Genomic DNA, 23025 nt, shown 5'->3' on the forward strand with positions numbered 1-23025 from the left:
CTGCCGCGCATGATCGTCTCCGCCGATTCGAGATGATAAAGTGAATCATCAAGTCCCCTCCCTGGCGAGGGGGTTTTTCAGCAGACTGCTAGAGCGCGATCGGCGGCTTGTGACTCATAGCTGACTTGAGAGCGCGCTCGCTTATTGCGACCGTTCCAAGGCCCGTTCACCAGTCTGAACCCGTCACAATACACGATATCAAAGGAAAACATTTACTTCGTGAGTACGATTGCGGTGCACTATTCCAAGTCAAAAAGCGCGGCCGAAAGAAGTGACGATGTGGTACATCATTTTATGCAACGCAATTGCATTTCCGGTTGCTGCTCTTGTATTTCCACTTCTGGCTCGTAATCATCCAGTCTTGGCGTGGGTTCTCGCGATTTGCACCAATATCCCAGCACTCTTCCTTCTCGCTGTTCTGGGTTCTTCGAACGCTGATTGGGCCCAAGCGCTTATTGTCACTCTTCTCGTATTTTTCGGCTTTGGTGGCCTTGGCACCGGGGCGTTCGTTGGGCTCGCCATCGCGAGCGTCTTCGGGGACAGCATCGCAGGGTGCTTTCGTTCGATCCTACAAAAGATCGAGAAGGCCCGCGGATAACGGGGCCACTTTTCCGCTTCTGGCCCAACTCGGACCCAAGGTGAGGTGCGCTCACGCGGCTGCTGTCGGAGACGGAGCGGACCTCTACGACAGCGGCTCGGTTCACGCTCTAGCCGAGCCCCGCATCGACCTGAAAACACTGGCGCGTGATGCGCTGGCTCTCGTCGGAGGCGAGGAATAGCGCCATATTGGCGATGTCGTCGGGCGTCACCGCATCGGGAATGGCCTGCCGCGTGCGCAGCTCGGCGATGGTCTGCTCGTCCGGATACCACAGCCGGCGCTGACGCTCCGTGATCACCATCCCCGGCGCTATCGCGTTGACGCGGATGCGGTCGGGACCGACCGACCGGGCTAGCGAATTGGTGAAGCCGACGATCGCGGCCTTTGCCGCAGCATAGACCGGCAGCGCCGGTGCGCCGCGCATCCAGGCAATCGACGACATGTTGATGATCGAGCCGCCGCCGCGCGCCTGCATCTGCGGCACCACCGCTTGAGCCGCAAAGAAGACGTGCTTGAGGTTGACGCCGATCGTCCAGTCGAATTCGGCGGGCGTCACCTCGGCCAGTACCTGGCGCTTATCATTGGCGGCGTTGTTGACGAGGACCGCGGCATCGCCGAGCGATCCGTGGACCTGCGCCATGGCGCCGCGCAGGGCATCAATGTCGAGGAGATCGCACGGCACGAACAATGGTGCGGTGCCGGACGCGGCCGCCACCTCCGCGACCAGTGCTTCGCCGGCGCTCGCATCGAGGTCGAAGAAGGCAACGCGTGCCTTCTGGGCTGCGAAGGCACGCACGAAGGCGGCACCGATGCCGCTGGCGCCACCGGTGATCAACACCACGCGGCCGGCAAGGCTGGAATAGGTGGTCCTGGTCATGCGATCAGCCGCTCCGTTTCGGGGTCGAACAGGCAAATGCGCCGCGTGTCGAGCGCGAAGGAGGCAGTCGCCCCGAGCGTGGGCCGGATATCCGGCGTGATGCGCGCCAGCGCAGGCTCGCCGCCAAGCCGCAGCAGCACGATCGTTTCGGCTCCGGTCGGTTCGACCATTTCCACCGGCGCGTCGACGACGACGGGCGCATCGCCGGAAAACACGCGATTGCCCTCGGCGATGCATTCCGGCCTGATTCCGACCACCACGTCACGGCCGACGAAGCGCGCCGCCGCGTCGTATTGGCCGAGGCGGAGGCGGACCTCGTCCGGCCTTCCTGCGCCGATCACGGCCACAGGCCCGCCGGCATCGGCCTCGAGCCGAGCCGGCATCGTGTTCATCGGCGGTGAGCCCATGAAACGGGCCACGAACAGATTAGCGGGATAGCGATACACGGTATCGGGATCGGCAAACTGCTGCACCACGCCCCGGTGCATCACGGCGATGCGCGTCGCCATCGTCATCGCCTCGATCTGGTCGTGGGTGACATAGATGATGGTGGCGCCGATGCGCTGATGCAGCCGCTTGATCTCCATCCGCATCTCGACGCGCAGCTTGGCGTCGAGATTGGAGAGCGGCTCGTCGAACAGGAAGAGCAGGGGATCGCGGACCAGAGCCCGACCCATCGCGACGCGCTGGCGTTGGCCGCCGGAGAGCTGCGACGGCTTGCGGCTGAGCAGCGGCTCGATCTGGAGCAGGCGGGCTACGTTCGCCAGTGCCTTCTCCTGTTCAGCCTTCGGTACGTGGCGGCATTCCATGCCGAAGGTGATGTTCTGGCGCACCGTCATCGATGGATAGAGCGCATAGGACTGGAACACCATGGCGATGTCGCGGTCTTTTGGCGGGATGTCGTTGACGACACGTCCGCCGATTTCCACGGTGCCTGCGCTCGGGCGGTCGAGCCCGGCGACGATGTTGAGCAGCGTGGACTTGCCGCAACCGGACGGGCCGACCAGCACGGTGAACTCGCCGCTCTCGATGTCGAGGTCAATCCCCTTCAGCACTTCCAGATTGGCGTAGCGCTTCGACAGGGAGCGAATGCTTAGTGCTGCCATGACAATCCCATCATTTCACGGCCCCGGCGGTCAGGCCGCGCACGAAGTACCGGCCGCCGAGGAGATAGATCAACAAAGTGGGCAGCGCCGCGATGATCACCGCCGCGCTCTGTACGCCATGCTGCGGGATGTCTGCGATCGCGGCAGATAGCGCAATGAGAGCGGCCGTGACCGGCTGTTGCTGGCCGGTCGTGAATGTCACGCCGTAGAGGAACTCGTTCCAGATGTGCGTGAACTGCCAGATCACGGTGACGATCAGAATCGGAGACGAGAGCGGCAGAATGATGCGCCAGAAAATGCGGAAGAACCCGGCGCCATCGATGCGCGCGGCGCTGATCAGTTCATGTGGGATGGCGACGTAGTAGTTCCGGCAGAACAGCGTGGTGAAGGAGAGCCCCTGGATCGTGTGAATCAGCACGAGACCCGTCAGCGTGTTGATGAGACCGATATCCCGCAAGACGATGGTCCAGGGAAGCAAGCGCATCTGCTGGGGAAGGAAGAGGCCAAGGGTCACGATGCCGTAGATCCAGCTATCGCCGCGAAATCGCCAGAGCGACACGGCGTAACCGGCTATAGCACCGAGCAGGGTAGAGAAAATCGTCGCGGGAATCGTGACGAGCGCGGAGTTCAACATGTACGGCCGGAGGCCGGCGCAGGTCTCGGCGACGCAGAAACCTCCCCAGGCAACGGCGTAGTTGCTCCAGGCCCAGTGTTTCGGCCAGCCGATCATCGAGGCCTGTGCGATCTCCTCGTTGCTACGGAGCGAATTCAGCACGACAACAGCCAATGGCGCGAGCCATGCTGCAGCGATCGCCAAAACGAGCAGATAGATCAACATTCGGCTTGGTGCGAAGGCTCGATCACGCATGGGTCGTCCGCCGTCGCTCAAAATAACGCCACGCTGCATACGGCAGCAGCACCGCGAGAAGAATAAGCAACATGAGCACCGCCGCCGCCGCACCCCGGCCGAGCTGGCCACGTTGGAACATCAGATCGTAGACGACGAGTGCCGGCAGCTGGGTCGCGATTCCGGGCCCGCCGTTGGTGAGAGCGCGGACGAGGTCAAAGGCCGAAATCGCGAACTGCAGCTGGATCACGGCGACGGTGATGGTTATCGGCCATAGGGTCGGCAAGATGACCCGCCGATAGATCCGGATAGGTCCGGCGCCATCGATCTGCGCGGCCTTGATGATGTCCGCGTCGACGGAGCGAAGGCCGGCAAGGAACAGTGCCATGGCGAAGCCCGAAGATTGCCAGATCGCAGCGATGACAATAGTCCAGATCGCCATGTCGCGGTCTAGCAGCCAGTCGAACCGGAACGAGGTCCAGCCGAGGTCGTGAGCGAGCTTCTGGATACCAAGGCCGGGATTGAGTAGCCAGCTCCAGACCGTGCCGGTGACGACGAACGACACCGCCAGGGGATACAGGAAGATGGATCGCAGCACGTTCTCGCCGCGAATGCGCTGATCGAGAAGGATCGCGAGCATGAGGCCGGTGATCAAGCTCAGCACCACGAAAGCGCAGCCAAACAACAGCAGGTTGTCGAACGCGATCTGCCAGTTCCGCGACGACAGGACCGCCGTGTAGTTGCGCAAACCCACCCAGCCCGAAACTGGGACAAGGGTGGAGGGAGTGAACGATACCCAGATCGTCCACAGCGAGAACGAGACGAGATGACCCGCTGCCAGCAGCAGCGGCACCCAGATCATCAGGTATTCGGGCAGCCGGCGCACCAGGTCAGAGGTCGCCGGCCGGCCCGGCCGCGTCGCTGGAGAGACGGTGTCTGTCAACGCGCGCCCTCGACGGCCTCTGCAAGGCGGGTGACCGCCTGCTCCGGTGTAACTGTCTTGTTCTTCACATACTCCGTGATCACGTCGATCATCGCTGCGGTCATGCCGTTTTCCTGCGCCATGTTGTGCGCGAGACTGAGGACCGCTTGATTGCTGGCGATAGCGTCTTTCAGGGCTGCTGCGGTCCGCCGTTGACCGTCCGACCAGCCTTCACCGGAAAGATCGACATCTGTGCGCACGGGTATCGATCCCGTGATCTGTGAATACATCGTCTGGATTGCTGGATCCATGACGAGTTGGGCCATCAGCGCCTGACCCGCCTGCAGATCTGGCTCCTTGCGCTGCCAGAATATGAAGGCATCGGCATTCAACAGGAAAACCGGCTTGGAATTGTCGCTCGGGCCCGGGGCGATGATGAAGTCGTCGAACTTGAAACCGGCATTGCGCAATACGCCCTGCGCCCAGCCGCCCATGATCATCATGCCCATGTCGCCGTCGATGAAGCGCTTCAGGTTGGTCGAAAAGTGCTGGGCGCCGACGTTCGGGTCCATCCAGTCGGCGATCTTGCGCACCTGTGCGAAGGCAGCCTTTATCTCGGGACCCTCCAAGGCCCTCTTGTCGAGATTCATGATGGCTGCGCGGTATGAGGTGGGACTGATGCCGGCCAGAGCGGCCTCGAATTTCTGTCCATCGTCCGGGCGCGTACCACCGTTGGCGATGGGATAGGCGACACCGCCCGCCTTCATCTTCTCGGCAAGGTCGTTGAAGTCAGCCCATGTGACGGGGATCTTGTCGGCCTTGGCTTTGTCCATCGCGCGCTTGGAGAGAAACAGCATGTTGGTGCTGTAGATCTGCAGCGGCAGTGCGATCCATTTGCCCCCCGGCTTATGCAATCGTGCAAGGTCTGGAGCGACGACCTTTTCGTAGCCGGCGGCGGCAACAAGGGCGTCGAGATTGACGGTTGGGGCAATCTTCGACCAGGCTGCAATCTCGGGACCTTTGAGCTGCGAACAGGCCGGTGGATCGCCGGCCATGATCTGAGCGCGCAGCTTGTTCATCATCTCGGTGGTGAATCCGGGGACTGGCGAGTGCTGCCAAATCCCGCCCTTCTCCTCGAATTTCTTGCCGAGCGCCGTGATGGCCGCCCCGTCGCTACCTGCGGACCATTGTGAGATCGCAGTCAGGCGCGGCTTGACCGCGCCTTGCGCGCGGGCAAATGCCGGCAGCGCAAGCGCGGCAGCAGATCCAGCGAGCAGACGGCGCCTTGTTGTTGTGATCGGCATGGCAAGTTCCTCCCGGTGTGAACTCTTTCGCGCGAGAGCCGCGCGGTATCAGGTATCTCAGGCGGCCTCGGTCGATGCGGCCGGCATGCCGCCGCGGCAAGCGAGGAAGAACGCCGCGAATGCCAGCGCCGCCCGCGGATCATTGCCATTCGACGGCGGCACGAAAGCAAGCGACACTTGCGCATGCTCGCGACCGCCCAACAGGCAGGCGTCGATCCCGTCGACGAGAGCGTTGCGATCGTCCTCGGCGAGAAGCGACGGCCAGCCGCTGATCGCGACGCCGTTGCATAGCTTCACGTTCAGCGTGTTGCCGATCGCGAGGCCAAGCCGGAACAGCCGCCGGCGCAACTCCTGCCGCACGCGCGACGAAAGCGGCATTGCGGTCACCCATTCGCTGCCGAGTTGAAGCAACTCGGCCTCCGCGACGCCAAGAAGCTCTGCCAAGGCTGGAAGCGACGTATAGGCCTCGACGCAGCCATGATGACCACAGCGGCAACGCGGTCCGTCGGGCTCGAACACCATGTGGCCGAGTTCGACCGGCTGGAGCGCATCGTCCTCGACCGGATCATCCATCCAGGTCCCCGCGACGCCCTGGCCGACGAAGACGAAGAGATGCGCGCCGCTGAATGGATAATTCTCCGTACGGCAACGGTGAAAAATGGCGTGCGCGACCACCGAATTGGTGAACTCGACCGGCACGCCGGCAAACGTCTCGCCGAGCATCTCGCTGATACGCCCGACGTCGCAGGGAATGATCGGATTGGTCGATGCGCCCAACCGGCCAAGGCCCGGAATGGAGACGCCGATCTGCGCGAGGGGGATGCGCCGGCGCCGCGTCCAGTCGCGCAGCAATGTCATCGCCTCGCCAAACGTCCGGCCGACGGTCGCGACTGTCGGCGTCTTCGGTAGCGGCACGTGTCCGGTGTAGTGCAGCTCACCCGACAGGCCCCCAACACCGACGCTGAGACGCTGGGTGCTCAGCTCGAAGGCCGCGAGCGCGACCGAGCCGTCGAGCGACACGAGGCCCGTCGGGCCGCCGACATAAGGGGCAGGGCGCCGCACCTCCTCGATCAGGCCTTCGGCCTTGAGATCAAACAGAATGCGCGACAGGCTCGCTTCCGACAGGCGTACGGCCCTGGCCAGCGGCGGGCGAAACGAGCCGCCCGACTGAAGCAAATGAGTCAAAATGGCAGCACGCGTCTGCCGCCGACTTCTCGGCTGCTCCGGCATTTCCATCCCTGTTGTTATTCTTACTTAGGGTAAGGATTTGCGCGCGGAGCGCTTCAACTGTCAAGGCACTTGCGGCACGATGCATGGACTTGTTGTTGTGCGCGGCAGCAAGATGGGGCAGCGGTCCAACCAGCTTCGTAGCGTGGGCAAGGCGAAGCGTGCCCACGCTGTCCATGCCGGTCGCGGAAAGACGGTGGGCACGCTCCGCTTTGCCCACCCCAAGGTGAGCGCCGAACAAAAACGGCGCCATCGCAGACGATGGCGCCGTTTCAAACGTCGTGAGGCTAAGACTTACTTCCGATCCTTGATCGCGACGTAGTCGCGCTTGGTGACGCCGGTGTAGAGCTGGCGCGGACGGCCGATCTTCTGCTGCGGATCCTCGATCATCTCGCTCCACTGGCTGATCCAGCCGACGGTGCGGGCGACCGCGAACAGCACGGTGAACATCGAGACCGGGAAGCCCATCGCCTTCAGTGTGATGCCCGAATAGAAATCGACGTTCGGGTAGAGCTTGCGGTCGATGAAGTACTGGTCGCTGAGCGCGATCCGCTCCAGTTCCAGCGCCACCTTGAGCATCGGATCGTCACCATGGCCCGTCTCCTTGAGCACGGCGTGACACATCTTCTGCATGATCTTGGCGCGCGGATCGTAGTTTTTGTAGACGCGGTGACCGAAGCCCATCAGGCGGACTTCAGAGTCCTTGTCCTTCACTTTGGCGATGAACTCGGGAATCTTGTCGACCGAGCCGATCTCGGCGAGCATCGCGAGCGCGGCTTCGTTGGCGCCTCCATGCGCCGGGCCCCACAGGCAGGCGATGCCGGCGGCGATGCACGCGAACGGGTTGGCGCCGGAGGAGCCGGCGATACGCACCGTCGAGGTCGAAGCGTTCTGCTCGTGATCGGCGTGCAGGATGAATATCTTGTCCAGCGCGTCAGCCAGCACCGGGTTGATCTTGTACTCCTCGCACGGCACCGCGAAGCACATGTGCAGGAAGTTCTCGGCGAACTTCAGCGAGTTCTTCGGGTACACGAAGGGTTGGCCGACCGTGTACTTGTAGGCCATCGCCGCCAGCGTCGGGATCTTCGCGATCATACGCATGGAAGCGATCATGCGCTGCTTCGGATCGTTGATGTCGGTTGAGTCGTGATAGAACGCGGCGAGCGCGCCGACCGCGGCCACCATGATCGCCATCGGATGGGCGTCGCGGCGGAAGCCCTGGAAGAAGCGGGCCATCTGCTCGTGGACCATCGTGTGATGGATCACGCGGTCGTCGAAATCTTTCTTCTGTGCGGCGGTCGGCAGCTCCCCGAAGAGCAAGAGGTAGCAGGTCTCGAGGAAGTCGCCGTTCTCGGCGAGCTGCTCGATCGGATAGCCGCGGTATTCCAGCACGCCCGCGTCACCGTCGATATAGGTGATTTTGGACTGGCAACTCGCGGTCGAGGTGAAGCCCGGATCGTAGGTGAACAGGCCGGACTGTGCGTAGAGCTTGCCTATATCGATGACATCAGGCCCGACGCTGCCGCTATGGATCGGAAGATCGAAATTCTTGTTTCCGACCGTCAGTGTGGCGGTCTTATTGCTTGGTTTTGCGTCCATCAGAGGTCCCCGATGTATGGTGAAACGGGCCGGACCCGGAAGGCCCCTAAGCAGATGTTGGGGCAGGCCGGATGTTCCAGAAGGTACGGGTGAGATGGGTATATTATTGCTGTGTGCGCTGCAAGATGGCGCCACGCATGGTCGACTTACGTCGTAGACTAGGCCTTGGCTTGGTCCTTGAGCCGGCCCAGGCTCTCCTGGCGTCCCAAGACGTCCAAAACCTCGAATATACCAGGCGACGTCGTTCGTCCGGTCAGCGCCGCCCGCAGCGGCTGGGCGACCGCGCCGAGCTTGAGACTATTTTCCTCGGCAAACGCACGCAGCGCGGCTTCCGTGGCGGCGCCGCTCCACGTCTCGACTTTCTCCAGCGCGGAATGAAGCTGGCCGATCAGCTTGCGGTTTTCCGGCGTCAGCAGCGCCGCCGCCTTCGGATCGAGCTCCAGCGGCCGGTCGGCGAAGATGAAATAGGAGCTGTCGATCAGCTCGATCAGCGTCTTGGCGCGCTCCTTCAGGGCCGGCATGGCCTTCAAGAGCTGCGCGCGCGTGGTGTCGTTTAACTTGGCCTTAAGCTCGTCGCGGCTGGGTACGACGTGGTCGAGCACGTCCTCGAACATCTTCACGAGTGATTGATCGTCGGCATTGCGGATGTAATGCCCGTTGAGGTTTTCGAGCTTGGCGAAATCGAAGCGCGCCGCGGCGCGGCCGACGCTGGCGAGGTCGAACGCGGCGACCATCTCCTCGGTCGAGAAAATCTCCTGGTCGCCATGGCCCCAGCCGAGCCGCACGAGGTAGTTGCGGAGTGCGGCCGGGAGATATCCCATGGCGCGGTAGGCATCGACGCCAAGCGCGCCATGGCGCTTCGACAGTTTTGAGCCGTCCGGGCCGTGGATCAGCGGGATGTGGGACATGCTCGGCAGCGTCCAGCCCATCGCATCGTAGATCTGTTTCTGGCGGGCCGCGTTGATCAGATGGTCGTCGCCGCGGATGACATGGGTGACGCCCATGTCGTGGTCGTCGACCACCACCGCGAGCATGTAGGTCGGATTGCCGTCGCCGCGCAAAAGCACGAGGTCGTCGAGGTTCTCGTTCTGCCAAACCACGCGGCCCTGGACCTGGTCCTCGATCACGGTCTCGCCGGTCTGCGGCGCGCGCAGCCGGATCGTCGGCTTTACGTTGCTTGGAGCCGTCGCCGGATCGCGGTCGCGCCACAGGCCGTCATAGAGGCGGGTGCGGCCTTCGGCGCGCGCCTTCTCGCGCATCGCGGTGAGCTCCTCGGCGGTGGCGTAGCAGCGATAGGCCTTGCCGCCGGCGAGCAGCTGCTCGGCCACCTCGCGGTGGCGGGCGGCGCGGCTGAACTGATAGATGACGTCGCCATCCCAGTCGAGCTCCAGCCATTTCAAGCCGTCGAGGATGGCGCCGATCGCGGCCTCCGTGGAGCGCTCCCGGTCGGTGTCCTCGATCCGGAGCAGCATCTTGCCGCCGTGCTTCTTCGCATAGAGCCAGTTGAACAGCGCCGTGCGGGCGCCCCCGATATGAAGGAAGCCGGTCGGCGAGGGAGCGAAGCGGGTGACGACGGAATCGGTCATTCTTGGCAGGGCCTATGCATTGGGAGGCGGTGGTATATAGCAGGACCGCTGCATAACTAAAGCCCGGCAGCGGACGGCTTAAGGCCTTGGCTCAGCGTCCCGAATTTGGCAGAAGGGCCGCTGATTTCCCTACAGGATTTTCGTAATGACAGAACCGGTGGCGACTGAGGTTGGGCGCGATTTCATTCGTGACATCATCCAGGCCGACCTCGATCAGGCCAAATACAAGGAGATTGTGACCCGGTTCCCGCCGGAGCCGAACGGTTATCTCCATATCGGCCACGCCAAGTCGATCGCGCTCAATTTCGGCATCGCCCAGGAGTTTCCGGGCCGCTGCCATCTGCGCTTCGACGACACCAATCCGGTCAAGGAAGAGCAGGAATACATCGATTCCATCCAGGCCGACGTGCGCTGGCTCGGCTTCGACTGGGGCAAGAACCTGTTCTTCGCCTCGGACTATTTCGACCGCCTCTATGAATGGGCGGAGCAACTGATCCGCGACGGGCTGGCCTATGTCGACGACCAGACCCAGGAGGAAATTCGCCGTGCGCGCGGCACGCTGACCGAGCCCGGCAAGAATTCGCCCTTCCGCGATCGCAGCGTGGATGAAAACCTCGACCTGCTCCGCCGCATGAAGGCGGGCGAATTCCCCAACGGCGCGCGCGTGCTGCGGGCCAAGATCGACATGGGTGCGGGCAACATCAACCTGCGCGATCCGGTGCTGTACCGCATTCTGCATGCGCATCATCCGCGCACCGGCACCAAGTGGAGCATCTATCCGAGCTACGACTACGCCCACGGTCAGTCGGACGCCATCGAAGGCATCACGCACTCGATCTGCACGCTGGAGTTCGAGGATCACAGGCCGCTCTACGACTGGTTCATCGAGAAGCTGCCGGTGCCGTCGAAGCCGCACCAGTACGAGTTCGCGCGGCTGAACCTGACCTACACGCTACTGTCCAAGCGCGTGCTGACCCAGCTCGTCCGCGAGGGGCATGTCGCGGGCTGGGACGATCCGCGCATGCCGACCGTGGCGGGGATGCGCCGCCGCGGCGTGCCCCCGGCGGCCCTTCGTGAATTCGTCAAGCGCATCGGCGTGGCCAAAGCCAACAGCGTCGTTGACGTCGGCATGCTCGAGTTTTGCATCCGCGAGGAGCTGAACCGCACGTCGCAGCGGCGTATGGGGGTGCTGCGGCCGCTCAAGGTCGTGATCGAGAATTATCCGGAGGGGCAGACCGAGGAGCTCGAGGCGATCAACCATCCCGATGATCCCAGCGCCGGCACGCGCAAGATCACGTTCGGCCGCGAGCTCTATATCGAGCAGGACGATTTCATGGAGAACCCGCCGAAAAAGTTCTTCCGCCTGTCGCCGGGCAACGAGGTGCGGCTGCGCTACGCCTATTTCGTCAAGTGCACCGGCGTGATCAAGAACGATAACGGCGAGGTGGTGGAGCTGCGCTGCACCTACGATCCCGCGACCAAGGGCGGCAACGCGCCCGACGGCCGCAAGGTCAAGGCCACCATGCACTGGCTGTCGGCGGCAGCGTCGAAGCCGGCCGAAATCCGCATCTACAACCAGCTCTTTGCGAACCCGAGCCCGGACGCCTCGAATTTTGCTACCGATCTCAATCCGCAGTCGCTGGAGATCCTCGCTGATGCGCGAGTCGAGGCATCGGTTGCCGAGAGCAATTCCACCGAGCCAATGCAGTTCGAGCGCCAGGGCTATTTCATCCGCGACAAGGACTCGACGCCCGGCAGGCCGGTATTTTCCAGGACCATCGGTTTGCGCGACACGTTCGCGAAGGAAGTCGCCAAGGGATGACGAGGGTTGAGGGACGACAATGAGCAACGAAGCCGACGCCATCGTGTCCGCCATCATCGCGAAATGGCGCGCCGGCTTCGCGACGCTCGATGCGGCCGCGCTGTCATCGCTTTATGCGAAGAACGCGTTCTTCTTCGGCTCCAACCCGAAGCTCTACCGGGGCAGGGGCGGCGTTGCCGATTATTTCAACGGTCTGCCGCGCTGGCGCAGGCCGAGCGCAGTGTTTTCCGAGGTGAAGTCGGTGCAGGCAGGTCCTGACCTGATCAATATGGCCGCAACCATCTCGTTCGACCTTGCCGGCGAACGTCCCGATTTCTCGGTCAAGATGAGCTGGGTCATCATTCGCGAGGACGGCGACTGGAAGATCGTCAATCACCACGCCTCCTCGCAGGCGCCGCTGATCTGACGAGCGGGGGGCACACGGCTTCGTCATTCTCGTGAGAGAACGAACATGCGCCCCGCGCGTTGGGGTGGGTCCAACAAGGAACCCACCATGCAGAACATCGCAGAGCATATGGAAGTCATCGGTGCCGACGGCGTCCACGTCGGCACCGTCGACAAGGTCGAAGGCAATCGCATCAAGCTGACCAAAAAGGACAGCGGCGAGGGCAGCCACAAGGGCCATCATCACTTTATCGACAAGGGCCTCGTCGCCGATGTCGAGGGCAACAAGGTCCGGCTGTCGGCCAAGGCGGATGTCGCCGTGACGATGGAAGAGGAAAAGTAGCGGCTCGGCCCTTTCGTTCCTGATCCGTACCGCTATCCGCCCGCCTGCACGTTCCGGTAGCTTCGGCCTTCGTTGCGTATCGTCAGGTGCAGGGAATGGCGGAGCCGGGCCGGCCGGTACGGTCGCAGGGGATCGCGGGGACTTGGCCCGCAGGCCGCGCTGCGTCCGCGGGCGGCCTTGCGCCTGCGGGTCTCGACCTCTGGACATCGCTGGTCGAGATCCTGCGCGCATGGGTACGCGGCGAGGCTGGCGCCGGGCGGCTGTTGCCGTGGGTGCCCGTGGCTTTCAGCTGCGGCATCGCGCTTTATTTCTCCGCCGATCATGAGCCGGTGCTGTGGGTCGTTGCCACGACCGCCGTCGCGCTCATGCTTGGCGCGGCTCTGTTGCGGCGGAGCCGGCTGTTCGCGCCGGCGATCATGATCGCGGCGGTCGCGGCCGGCTTTACCGTCGCGACCTGGAAGACGGCGCGCATCGCCCACCCGGTGCTGGCAAAGTCGCTCTACTGGGTGTCGTTGTCGGGCTTCGTCGAGGCTCGCGACATCCGCGAGCGCACCGACCGTTTCGTGCTGCGCGTTACCGCGATGGAGGCGCAGCGCAGCGACGTCAGGCTCGAGCGCGTTCGCCTGTCGGTCCGCAAGGGCACCGCGCCGGAGGTCGGCAGCTTCGTGCAGTTGAAGGCGCGGCTGATGCCGCCGCTCGCGCCGGTGCGGCCCGGCAGCTACGACTTTTCGCGTGACATGTTCTTCCAGGGCATCGGAGCCTCCGGTTTTGCAATGGGCGCAATCACGGTGGCGGCGCCGCCTGAGACTGGCGGCTTGCGGCTGCGTTACGCAGCCTTCATGCAAGGCCTGCGCGATGCGATCGACGCGCGCATCCGCGCCACGCTCGACGGCGACAACCGCGCGATCGCGACTGCGCTGCTCACCGGCCGGCGCGATGCGATCACCACGCCCGTCAACGACGCGATGTTCATCTCCGGCCTCGGTCACGTGCTCTCGATCTCCGGCTACCACATGGCAGTCGTTGCCGGTGTCGTGTTCTTTGCGGTGCGCGCGCTGCTGGCTCTGATCCCGGGACTGGCGGCCGGCTTCGCCATCAAGAAATGGTCGGCGGCCGCGGCACTGGTCGCTGCTGCGTTCTACCTGCTGCTGTCGGGCGCGGAGGTCGCAACGCAAAGATCGTTCTTCATGACTGCAGTGGTGCTGATCGCGGTGATGGTCGATCGCCGCGCCATCACCTTCCGCACGCTGGCGGTGGCCGCCCTGATCGTGCTGGCAGTCGCGCCGGAGGCGCTGGTGCATCCGAGTTTTCAGATGTCGTTCGCCGCGACGCTCGGGCTGGTGGCGCTGGTGCAGATCGGCATGCCGAACCTGTTCGCATCGCCCGATCATTCGGCGACCGCGCGCGTTGCGATGTGGGGCGGGCGCGAGATCGCGATGCTGTTCATGGCTTCGCTGATCGCGGGACTTGCGACCACGCCCTATGCCGCTTTCCACTTCCACCGCGTCACCCCGTTCGGCGTGCTCGCCAATCTCGGTGCGATGCCGGTGGTCTCGGCGCTGGTGATGCCGGCGGGGCTGCTCGGGCTGCTTGCGGCTCCCTTCGGGCTCGATAGCGTGTTCTGGTGGCTGATGGGGATCGGCATCGACTGGATGGTCGTGGTCTCGCGCTGGGTCGCGGCATTGCCGGGCGCGATCGGCCGCATCCCGGCTTTCGGCATCGCGCCGCTGATCGCGGCGAGCCTGGGGATCATCGTGCTGGGCCTGTTGCGCACGCCGCTGCGCTGGTCCGGCGCACTGGTGCTGCTGGTCGCGATCCTCTGGGGGCTGTCGGTGCGGCAGCCCGACATCCTGATTGCCGGGGATGGCCAGAGCGTCGCGGTGCGGGGCAAGGACGGACATCTTCACCTGATCAAGACGAGCAAGGATAGCTTTTTGCTCAAGGAGTGGTTGGCTGCCGACGCCGATCCGCGCGATGCCGCCAGCGCCTCGCTGGCCGCCGGCGTGTCTTGCGATGAATCCGGCTGCGTGACGCCGCTCGCCGATGGGCGGCTGGTCGCGCTGGCACTGCGCATCGACGCGCTGGCGGACGATTGCAACCGCGCCGCGCTGGTGGTGACGGCACGTCCCGCGCCGCCCGATTGCGCCGCGATGGTGGTCGATCGACGGCGGCTCGCGAGCCAGAGCGCGCTGGCGCTGACGCAGCGTGGTGACGGCTTTGCAGTTCAGGCGGTGAGGGAAAGAGGCACGAGCCGTCCCTGGTTGCCGGCCGGCTCAGGCGAAGGTGATTTCGACGGCAGTCTTGCGCCGAAAGCGATCCCGCCACGCAGCAAGGACGCAACGCCGGCGGAAATCGATTTGCAAGCCGACGATTAATCGGATCGTGCGGAGAGATGCAGTCGGCTGGTGCATCCGATCGGATTCGCTGGACGCAAACCACACCACCTCGCCGGCCACGGCCGGCGATTGCAAATCAATCCTGGCCTCCGATCCCGTGGCCGGAGGGCGACCGTGTCAGCCGATCGGCAGGCGCGTGATGGTTGGCTGCCTGTTGGCCATGATCTGCGGCTTGTGCTCGCGCTCGCCGGCCGGCAGCGTCACCGGCAGTTGCAGCACGGTCGCGCGCTGTCCTTCGACAAGCTGGGTCACCAGCACGTATTTGCCGTCGGGGAATTCGATCGCGTCATGATGGCGGTCGGGAATGTGCGGATCGATCTTGCCGAACTTGCCGACACGGGAATTGATCGTGCGTGTCCAGATCCAGCGATTGTCGTAGCGGATGTTGTCGGCGAAGGCGAGCTCCGTTCCCGGCAGCAGGCAGACGGCCACAGTCGGATCGGCTGCGGACGCAAAACCACGCGTCGAGGTGCCGCGGAAGGTTGTCGTGACGACCGTCTCGCCGACTTCGGCGGGGCGCGACGCGATGGCATGCAGGCTGTAGTCACACATCGGGTGCTCCTCATGCTGGGATAGCAACCGGCGTCTCTTATCGAGGCGCAGGCCCCTATCAGAGTGGAAACACACAAGCCTCTGCTTGGTTATGGGCAAATCTGCGGCTGGTTTCCGCACGCCGCGATCACATTATCTTTCCCGAATCGGCGAGGAACAAAGCCTGCTCCTGGGCATTTCGGTCGCGCACGTCAGCGGCCGGAGATGCCCTTGCGCATGACGTCTCCTCAAACCGGAACGCCGCGAAGCCTCTGGGATGCTCGGCGCGGCGTGTCGAGGATGGACCGCCGGAGATGCGGCCGGATAATCTGTGCAGAACCAGGATGACTATCCAGCCGGAGCGGGCAATCCGTCCACTCCAATTGGAATTGCGTGACTGCCGTACAGGCTCAGTACTTTCGGTACAGCCCGATCAGCTTGCCCTGAATTTTCACCCGGTTCGGCGGCAGGATGCGCACCTCATAGGCGCCGTTGGCGGGCTCGAGCGCGATCGATGCGCCGCGGCGGCGGAAGCGCTTGAGGGTTGCTTCCTCGTCGTCGATCAGCGCCACCACGATGTCGCCGGTATCGGCGCTCTCGTTGCGCTGGATCAGCGCCATGTCGCCGTCGAGGATGCCGGCCTCGACCATAGAATCGCCGCGCACTTCGAGCGCGTAGTGCTCGCCCGAGCCAAGCATGTCAGGCGGTACGCTGATAGTGTGGCTGCGGGTCTGCAACGCCTCGATCGGTGTGCCGGCCGCGATCCGGCCCATCACCGGCACCGCGACCGGACGTTCACCATCGTCCGCGGGCAGGCTGGAGCTCGCACGCACCTTGCCGAGATTGCCCTCAATGACGCTCGGCGTGAAGCCGCGGCGGCTGCCGGCGGCGGCCTGGAGCTCGGGCAATTTGATGACCTCGATCGCACGGGCGCGATTGGGCAGGCGTCGGATGAAGCCGCGCTCCTCGAGCGCCGTGATCAGGCGATGGATGCCCGACTTCGAGCGCAGGTCGAGCGCATCCTTCATCTCGTCGAAGGAGGGCGGCACGCCGCTTTCCTTCAGACGTTCATTGATGAACCGCAGAAGCTCGTATTGTTTGCGCGTTAACATCTCGACCAAAGTCTCCAGGTTGATGTCGTTCGATTCCGAGACGCTGAATTCAGCAATAAGCCGCTACACGCTCGAAACAAATCATGAACGGACACTATATGTTCGATATGTGTTCCGCAACTGCTTAATTTACCGTGAACAGAGCGAAGTTCGCGGAACATGCGTTGTCGGGGCGCTCACACGGGGAGCCGCAACACCTCGCAAGGTGTGCCTGCTTCGGCTTTCGGCGCGAACGGTGCGCGCACGAGAAGTACCTGTGCCGCAGCGAGATTCGCAAGCAGCGAAGAGTCCTGATGGTTGACGGGAAGGGCAACGCGCGTGCCGTCGTCGCGCTCCTCCAGATGCGCGCGCAGATAGTCCTCCCGCTGGTCGTTGGCGCCGACGTCGCGGCCGAGCACGGCGCGCTCGCGGCGATGGTGAATCACTGAACGGCCCGAGAGAGCGCGAATCAGCGGCACCAAGAACAGGAAAGCGCAGACGTAGGACGACACGGGATTGCCCGGCAGGCCGATCACCTCCATCGCGCCGAGCCGCCCGTGCATCATCGGCTTGCCCGGCCGCATCGCGATCTTCCAGAACGCCATCGTTATGCCTTCGTCCCTCAGCGCCTGCTGGACCAGATCGTGGTCGCCGACCGATGCGCCGCCGGTCGTGATCAGGATGTCGGCTCCGCTCTCGCGGGCGCGTCGAATGCCGACGGTGGTGGCCTCCAGCGTGTCGGCGGCAATACCGAGGTCGATGGTCTCGGCGCCCTCGCTGCGAGCGAGCGCGTGCAGGGCGTAGCCGTTGGAATAGACGATCTGGCCGTGACCGGGCGTGGTGCCCGGCATCACCAGCTCGTCGCCGGTGGCGAGGATCGCGACCTTCGGACGTCGGCAAACGGCGAGGTGCGGGTGATTCATCCCGGCCGCAAGCGCGAGGTCGCGCTCGGTGAGACGGCTTCCCTTGCGCAGGAGCACGTCGCCCTCGCGGAAATCGACACCGGCGGGCCGGATGTGCCGTCCGGCGATCGCGGCTTCCTTGATCGTGATGCGCTTGCCGTCGGCGACCGTGTCCTCCTGGATCACGACGGCGTCGGCGCCGTCGGGAACGACGCCGCCGGTGAAGATCCGCACGGCCTCGCCGGCGCCGACCGTTCCCGCGAACGGCCGACCCGCCGCGACCTCGCCGATGACGGTGAGCTTCGAATCGATCGTCGCGGCATCGGCCGCGCGCACAGCGTAGCCATCCATCGCCGACATCGCTCGCGGCGGCTGCGTACGCCGGGCCGCGACGTCGCGCGCGAGCACGCGATGGTAGGCTTCGTCGAGGGCAACCATCTCTTCGGGCAGCGGCTCTGCACCCGCCAGCACAGCGGCAAGCGCACCAGAAACCGGCATCAAGGCCACGGCGAAAACTCCTGCTCGGCACGTTCGGGCGAATGTTCCGCAAGTCTTCTAGCCGAGCGCGGGCGCAGAGGCAAAAACAGCTGAGCGGGGACAGTCATCCCGCTGCTTCACATTGTTCTGGAAGGCAAGATCAAGCCCGTCGCGGCATGATCCGGAGAACGAGACAGATCGGCAGGAGAGTGACCATGGCAGGGACGAGAATGACGAGCGCCCCGGCCAGCGCCGATCAGGTCCCTGTCTGCTCGGGACTTACGTCGGGCGCCTTCGACCCCTGATCCTTGTCGGGAAGCGGATCGGCCTGGGATTTCAGGTCGGCGGCCTTGCTCACGAGCTTGGCGGAAAGGTCCGAGTCTGAAGTTGTCCTGGCGAATTCAAGAAGAAGAGAGGCCTGCTTGGTGAGGTAGGTCTTGCCCAACACGATGATGCATCCGTCCGTAGAAGTCCCAACGGACTCAAGAGTCCGGAGGGTGGCATTCCGTTCCCGGAACTCTGTCTAAAAATGCACAAAGTGTTTGGTTTTTCGTCCCCGGGTGAAATTGTTCCGGATCGGCAGGTCGGCTTGCCTGGCAATGCGCCAGGCCGGCGGTCAGATCCCCAGCGCCTTGAGGGCGATCCCGACGTCACGCGGCGAGGTCACATGCACCGCCGTCAAGCCGCGCGCCCGCGCGCCTTCAATGTTCTCGGCAAGATCGTCGAAGAACACGATACGCCCGGCGGGCACGCCGATCGCAGCAACGACGTGGTCGAAGGCCTCCGCATTCGGTTTGCGCAGGCCGATGCTGGACGACAAATACAGCTCGCGGAAATGGCGGAGGACGTCGGCATATTCCTTCGAGAAATAGTCCACGTGCGGCCGGTTGGTATTGGAGAAGACGTAGAGCGGCATCTGCTTCGCTGCCCGCGGCAACAGCTCGGCGATGTCAGGCATTTCGCCGGTGAAGATCGCGTTCCAGCCTTCCAGGAACTGCGCGTCCGAAATGCCGATTCCGAGCGAATCTCGCAACGAGGAGAAATAGTCCTCGTCACTGAGCTTGCCCACCTCGTGCAGCCGATAGGCTTCGCTGTCCCGCACGTAGCGCGCGACGATGGCATCGGGCTCGCAGCCGGCATGTCCCGCCCAGCAGGCGATCGCCTTGGAGAAATCGATATCGAGCACCACGCGGCCGAGATCGAACAGAAGCGCATCCGCGCTGCCGGGAGAGAGCGGTGTCATTGCGTCCTTTCACTCAGTATCGATATGGCTCGTGGTCGAACAGCGGAAACGCGCTGAACACGCTCGGCGCGTTGGTTGCGGTCGCTGCATGGAGGCAGGATTTGTCGACCTCGGTGAACGAAGTCGCACCCAGCAAGCCGAGGCAACGCAGCACTTCGTCCTCGAGCAGCTCCAGCATGCGCGCCACGCCGGCTTCGCCGGCCGCCGCCAGTGCCCAGCATTGCAGCCGGCCGATGCCGACGAGGTCGGCGCCCGCCGCTATTGCCTTGACGATGTCGGTGCCGCGACAGACACCGCCATCGACCATGATTTTCGCGCGGCCCTTCACGGCATCGACGATCTCGGGCAGCACGTGCATGGCGCCGCGACCGTGATCGAGCTGACGGCCGCCATGGTTGGAGACGTAGATCCACTCGACGCCATGATCAATCGCGATCAGCGCGTCCTCTGGCGTCGCGATGCCCTTGAGGATCAGCGGGATCTTGAACTTGTCCTTGATCATCTTCACCGTCCGCCACTCCAGGCCCTTCTGGAAATCGCCGCCGGTGGCGCGCAGGCGGCTCTCGCGAACGTACCGCTTGGCGATGTCACGCTCGCGACGGCTGTAATGGGCGGTATCGACGGTCAGGCAGAAGGCGGCATAGGCGTTCTTCTCGGCCCGGCTGACAACGTCGGCGACGAAGGCATCGTCGCCGCGCACATAGAGCTGGTAGAGGCGCAGCGCGCCAGGTGCCGCCTCGGCGGTCTTCTCGAGGCCGGGCTCGGACACCGAACTCAGCATGTGCGCCGCACCGAAAGTGCCGCAGGCGCGTGCCACGCTCGCCGCGCCATCCGGATCGAAGATTTCGAGCGCGCCGACGGGGGCGAGCACCACCGGCAGGCGCATCGTGCGGCCGAATTGCTCGACCGAGCCGACGACCTTGCTGACATCGCGCAGCACGCGCGGGCGGAAGGCGATTTCGTCCAGCGCCATGCGGTTGCGACGCATCGTGGTCTCGGTCTCGGCGGCGCCGACGATGTAGTCCCAGGCGTTCTGGTTCAGATTGGCGCGCGCCTTGCGAATGAATTCGTGCAGGTTCTGGAACGGCTCGGCGCTGGCGCCGAGTTCGACGTTCCTCTCCGGCCGGGTGCGGGGCGCGTCATTCATTGTTGTCCTCCCGAGAATTTGAACTCTTATTGTCATCGCCTATCGTGTCCGGCCCTCCAAAACCATCCTAAAATCGCATAGCTGCGAGGCGTGGGCCGGCGGACCGATTCCCGTCTTGCGCGAAACGGTTTCGGAACGTTGCCAAAAGTTTAGGCCCGGGCGAAGGGATTTTTTACGGTCTAGCCGCCGGCGTGGTATCTCGGCCTTGAAGAAACCAGAATGGTATTGTGAACAGCGGGCTGGATCGCCATTTGCATGGCGCAGCCGAAGCCCAAAGCAAAAAGGCCTGTCTATCCATGCGGAAAACCCTGCTGTTCCCCTTGGGCGCGCTCACCGGCGCGTGTCTGACCCTTTTGGTAGCCAGTCCGCACGGCGGCGTATGGGCAGCACGGGCGGCAGCGAGCGCGGATGACGCCTATTCCCAGCTCAATTTGTTCGGCGAAGTATTCGAGCGGGTGAAGGCGAGCTATGTCGAGAAACCCGACAATGCCAAGCTCATCGAAGGTGCGATCACCGGCATGGTGACCGCGCTCGATCCGCACTCGCGCTACATGAACGACAAGGCCTGGACCGAGATGCAGGAGACCACCTCCGGCGAGTTCGGCGGGCTCGGCATCGAGGTCACGATGGAGGAGGGCCTCGTCAAGGTCGTCTCGCCGATCGACGACACGCCGGCGTCCAAGGCCGGCATCATGTCGGGCGACCTCATCAGCAAGATCGACGGCGATGCCGTGCAGGGCATGACACTCGAGCAGGCCGTCAACAAGATGAAGGGCCCGGTCGACACCCAGACCAAGCTCACGATCGTGCGCAAGGGGGCCGACGCCCCGCTCGACGTCGCGATCAAGCGCGAGATCATCCATGTGCGCCCCGTCCGCTTCCACGTCGAGAATGGCGATATCGGCTATATCCGCGTCTCCTCGTTCAACGAGCAGACCACCGACGGCCTGAAGAAGGCAATCGCGTCGATCTCCAAGGACATCCCGCAGGAGAAGCTCGTGGGCTACGTGATGGACCTGCGCAACAATCCGGGCGGATTGCTCGACCAGGCCGTGTCGGTGTCGAGCGCGTTTCTGCAGCGCGGCGAGGTCGTCTCGACCCGCGGCCGCAATGCGGAAGAGACCCAGCGCTTTACCGCGCACGGCGGTGACCTCACCAAGGGCAAGCCGCTCGTGGTTCTGGTCAACGGCGGCTCGGCTTCGGCCTCCGAGATCGTGGCCGGCGCGCTGCATGACCACAAGCGCGCGACCATCATCGGCACGCGCTCGTTCGGCAAAGGCTCGGTGCAGACCATCATTCCGCTCGGTGCCCGCAACGGTGCGCTGGCGCTGACCACGGCGCGCTACTACACGCCGTCGGGCCGCTCGATCCAGGCCCAGGGCATCGCGCCCGACATCGAGATCCTCCAGGACGTGCCGCCTGAGCTGAAGGGCCGGATGGACACCATGGCGGAGTCCCAGATGCGCGGCCATCTTCAGGCGGCCGATGGCACGGAGCAGACCGGATCACAGTCCTATGTTCCGCCGGAAGAGAAGGACGACAAGGCGCTACATACGGCCTATGACTTCCTGCACGGCCAAACCGCGAATGCTGTCGCGGCCAAGCCTGCGCCGAAGGCTGCGGTGCCGAACTAAGTCTCGCGATTCCAGACATCGATCGCCCGGGAGTGGATGACCGCTCCTGGGCGAATTCGTTTGGGACGCTGCAACGACGCGACTTCCAGGTTCACATCGGTCAAGCGCTCGGTCTCAACTGCGTCATGGCAACGCCGGACATCGCGAGCAGCCCGCCGATGATCAACTTTGAGGTCATGTGTTCGCCAAGAAACAACACGCTCGACATCAGGGCGAACACCGGAAGCAGCAGACCGAAGGGGGCGACGCGACCCATCGAGCAACGCCCGATCAGCCAGAACCAGAGTCCAAACCCGACAATTCCTCCGATGAAAATCGTGTAGGCGAGTGCCAGCCAACCACGTCCATCCGCGGTGACAAGGCTCGCGAGTTGTCCGTGTTCAAGGAGCAACGACATCAACATGACCTGCGGCACCGTGAGCAGCGAGGACCACCCCATCAACATCAGGGGATCAAAAGGGCCGTAGCGCTTCGTCAAGACGTTGGACACGGCGAATGCGAAGGCTGCCCCGACCACGAGCAGCAGGGGAAGCGCGTTTGCCGACAGGCCGGGCTCCGCCGCCAATACGACCACGCCGACAAATGCAAGCACCACTCCGGCGGACGTGGTGAGAGACGGCCTCTCGGCGAGCAGCGGCCACGCCAACAGGACGGTGAAGGGCGGCGCGAGTTGATATGCGACGGCCGACATGCTTCCCGAGCCGAGCCGAAGGCCAACATAGAAGAGCCCGAAGTTCAGCCCACCGAGGAAAATCGAAATAGCTACGATGGGGCCGAACTGTGCACGCGTGGGCCGTTTGACGAACGGAACGAGCAGCAGCGCGATGGCCAGGAAGCGCAGTGCGAGGAAGAAGAGGGGCGGAAACTCCGTAACGCCTACCTTGATGGCCACGAACTGATAACCCCAGAGCAAGGGGACGGCCACCGCACAGACGATCTGGATGGCAGACATGGCATTCTTCCTTTCAAGACCGATCAGTCTAGATATC

Annotated in this window: 21 protein-coding genes; 6 read left to right on the forward strand and 15 right to left on the reverse strand. The window is 63.8% G+C overall.

Features of this window, described 5'->3' with window-relative positions; translation table 11 throughout:
- The first annotated feature begins 277 nt into the window (after window positions 1-277).
- On the forward strand, window positions 278-598 hold the full coding sequence (locus tag ABIB06_RS28125) for a hypothetical protein (RefSeq protein WP_354049540.1): 321 nt from the start codon (window positions 278-280) through the stop codon (window positions 596-598).
- A gap of 109 nt (window positions 599-707) precedes the next feature.
- On the opposite strand, the gene ABIB06_RS28130 is transcribed toward ABIB06_RS28125, so the two are convergent.
- The 8 genes from ABIB06_RS28130 to gltX form a co-directional block, all read right to left on the reverse strand.
- Window positions 708-1475, reverse strand: coding sequence for an SDR family NAD(P)-dependent oxidoreductase (locus ABIB06_RS28130; protein ID WP_354049539.1), 768 nt, complete (start codon window positions 1473-1475; stop codon window positions 708-710).
- A complete protein-coding gene (locus tag ABIB06_RS28135; protein WP_354049538.1) occupies window positions 1472-2581 on the reverse strand; it encodes an ABC transporter ATP-binding protein in 1110 nt (369 codons plus the stop codon). Before ABIB06_RS28135 ends, ABIB06_RS28130 begins: the two co-directional genes overlap by 4 nt.
- Before the next feature lie 10 nt (window positions 2582-2591).
- Window positions 2592-3449 (reverse strand): carbohydrate ABC transporter permease, encoded by an 858-nt coding sequence (locus tag ABIB06_RS28140; RefSeq protein WP_354049660.1) that lies wholly within the window; start codon window positions 3447-3449, stop codon window positions 2592-2594.
- Window positions 3442-4290 (reverse strand): carbohydrate ABC transporter permease, encoded by an 849-nt coding sequence (locus ABIB06_RS28145; RefSeq protein ID WP_456652016.1) that lies wholly within the window; start codon window positions 4288-4290, stop codon window positions 3442-3444. Before ABIB06_RS28145 ends, ABIB06_RS28140 begins: the two co-directional genes overlap by 8 nt.
- Window positions 4291-4367: 77 nt before the next feature.
- The gene (locus ABIB06_RS28150; protein ID WP_354049537.1) at window positions 4368-5654 is read right to left on the reverse strand and encodes an ABC transporter substrate-binding protein; all 1287 of its coding nucleotides are present in this window, start codon (window positions 5652-5654) and stop codon (window positions 4368-4370) included.
- A 57-nt stretch (window positions 5655-5711) separates the two neighbouring features.
- Window positions 5712-6890 (reverse strand): ROK family transcriptional regulator, encoded by a 1179-nt coding sequence (locus ABIB06_RS28155; protein ID WP_354049536.1) that lies wholly within the window; start codon window positions 6888-6890, stop codon window positions 5712-5714.
- Window positions 6891-7175: 285 nt separating this feature from the next.
- A complete protein-coding gene (gltA, locus tag ABIB06_RS28160; protein ID WP_354049535.1) occupies window positions 7176-8480 on the reverse strand; it encodes a citrate synthase in 1305 nt (434 codons plus the stop codon).
- Window positions 8481-8638: 158 nt separating this feature from the next.
- Window positions 8639-10066: a glutamate--tRNA ligase gene (gene gltX, locus ABIB06_RS28165; RefSeq protein ID WP_354049534.1), complete on the reverse strand. Its 1428-nt coding sequence runs from the start codon at window positions 10064-10066 to the stop codon at window positions 8639-8641.
- A 145-nt stretch (window positions 10067-10211) separates the two neighbouring features.
- Here gltX and ABIB06_RS28170 point away from each other — a divergent pair, with 145 nt between their 5' ends.
- From ABIB06_RS28170 to ABIB06_RS28185, 4 genes are all read left to right on the forward strand, one after another.
- Entirely contained in the window at window positions 10212-11888 is a 1677-nt protein-coding gene (locus ABIB06_RS28170) for a glutamine--tRNA ligase/YqeY domain fusion protein (RefSeq protein WP_354049533.1), read from the forward strand.
- A gap of 19 nt (window positions 11889-11907) precedes the next feature.
- Window positions 11908-12294 carry a nuclear transport factor 2 family protein gene (locus ABIB06_RS28175; protein ID WP_247349232.1) on the forward strand — a complete coding sequence of 129 codons (387 nt, stop codon included), beginning with the start codon at window positions 11908-11910 and terminating at the stop codon, window positions 12292-12294.
- An 87-nt stretch (window positions 12295-12381) separates the two neighbouring features.
- Complete coding sequence (locus ABIB06_RS28180) at window positions 12382-12615, forward strand: DUF2171 domain-containing protein (protein ID WP_148753702.1); 234 nt, start codon at window positions 12382-12384, stop codon at window positions 12613-12615.
- Window positions 12616-12710: 95 nt separating this feature from the next.
- Window positions 12711-14990, forward strand: coding sequence for a ComEC/Rec2 family competence protein (locus ABIB06_RS28185; protein WP_354069517.1), 2280 nt, complete (start codon window positions 12711-12713; stop codon window positions 14988-14990).
- A 138-nt stretch (window positions 14991-15128) separates the two neighbouring features.
- Here ABIB06_RS28185 and ABIB06_RS28190 read toward each other — a convergent pair whose 3' ends face one another.
- From ABIB06_RS28190 to ABIB06_RS28215, 6 genes are all read right to left on the reverse strand, one after another.
- A complete protein-coding gene (locus tag ABIB06_RS28190) occupies window positions 15129-15563 on the reverse strand; it encodes a hypothetical protein (protein ID WP_247349230.1) in 435 nt (144 codons plus the stop codon).
- Between the two features lie 389 nt (window positions 15564-15952).
- Window positions 15953-16654 (reverse strand): transcriptional repressor LexA, encoded by a 702-nt coding sequence (gene lexA / locus ABIB06_RS28195; protein WP_247349229.1) that lies wholly within the window; start codon window positions 16652-16654, stop codon window positions 15953-15955.
- A gap of 176 nt (window positions 16655-16830) precedes the next feature.
- Complete coding sequence (locus ABIB06_RS28200; protein ID WP_354069515.1) at window positions 16831-18042, reverse strand: molybdopterin molybdotransferase MoeA; 1212 nt, start codon at window positions 18040-18042, stop codon at window positions 16831-16833.
- Window positions 18043-18268: 226 nt separating this feature from the next.
- Window positions 18269-18460, reverse strand: coding sequence for a hypothetical protein (locus tag ABIB06_RS28205; RefSeq protein WP_354048016.1), 192 nt, complete (start codon window positions 18458-18460; stop codon window positions 18269-18271).
- Between the two features lie 168 nt (window positions 18461-18628).
- Entirely contained in the window at window positions 18629-19255 is a 627-nt protein-coding gene (locus tag ABIB06_RS28210) for an HAD family hydrolase (RefSeq protein ID WP_354069513.1), read from the reverse strand.
- 13 nt (window positions 19256-19268) lie between these two features.
- Window positions 19269-20402, reverse strand: coding sequence for an alpha-hydroxy acid oxidase (locus ABIB06_RS28215; protein WP_354048012.1), 1134 nt, complete (start codon window positions 20400-20402; stop codon window positions 19269-19271).
- Window positions 20403-20698: 296 nt separating this feature from the next.
- Here ABIB06_RS28215 and ABIB06_RS28220 point away from each other — a divergent pair, with 296 nt between their 5' ends.
- Entirely contained in the window at window positions 20699-22036 is a 1338-nt protein-coding gene (locus tag ABIB06_RS28220; RefSeq protein ID WP_354048010.1) for a S41 family peptidase, read from the forward strand.
- Between the two features lie 100 nt (window positions 22037-22136).
- Here ABIB06_RS28220 and ABIB06_RS28225 read toward each other — a convergent pair whose 3' ends face one another.
- Entirely contained in the window at window positions 22137-22988 is an 852-nt protein-coding gene (locus ABIB06_RS28225; RefSeq protein WP_354048009.1) for a DMT family transporter, read from the reverse strand.
- Window positions 22989-23025 lie beyond the last annotated feature (37 nt).

This window comes from Bradyrhizobium sp. LB8.2, from assembly GCF_040548035.1.
Taxonomy (GTDB): domain Bacteria; phylum Pseudomonadota; class Alphaproteobacteria; order Rhizobiales; family Xanthobacteraceae; genus Bradyrhizobium.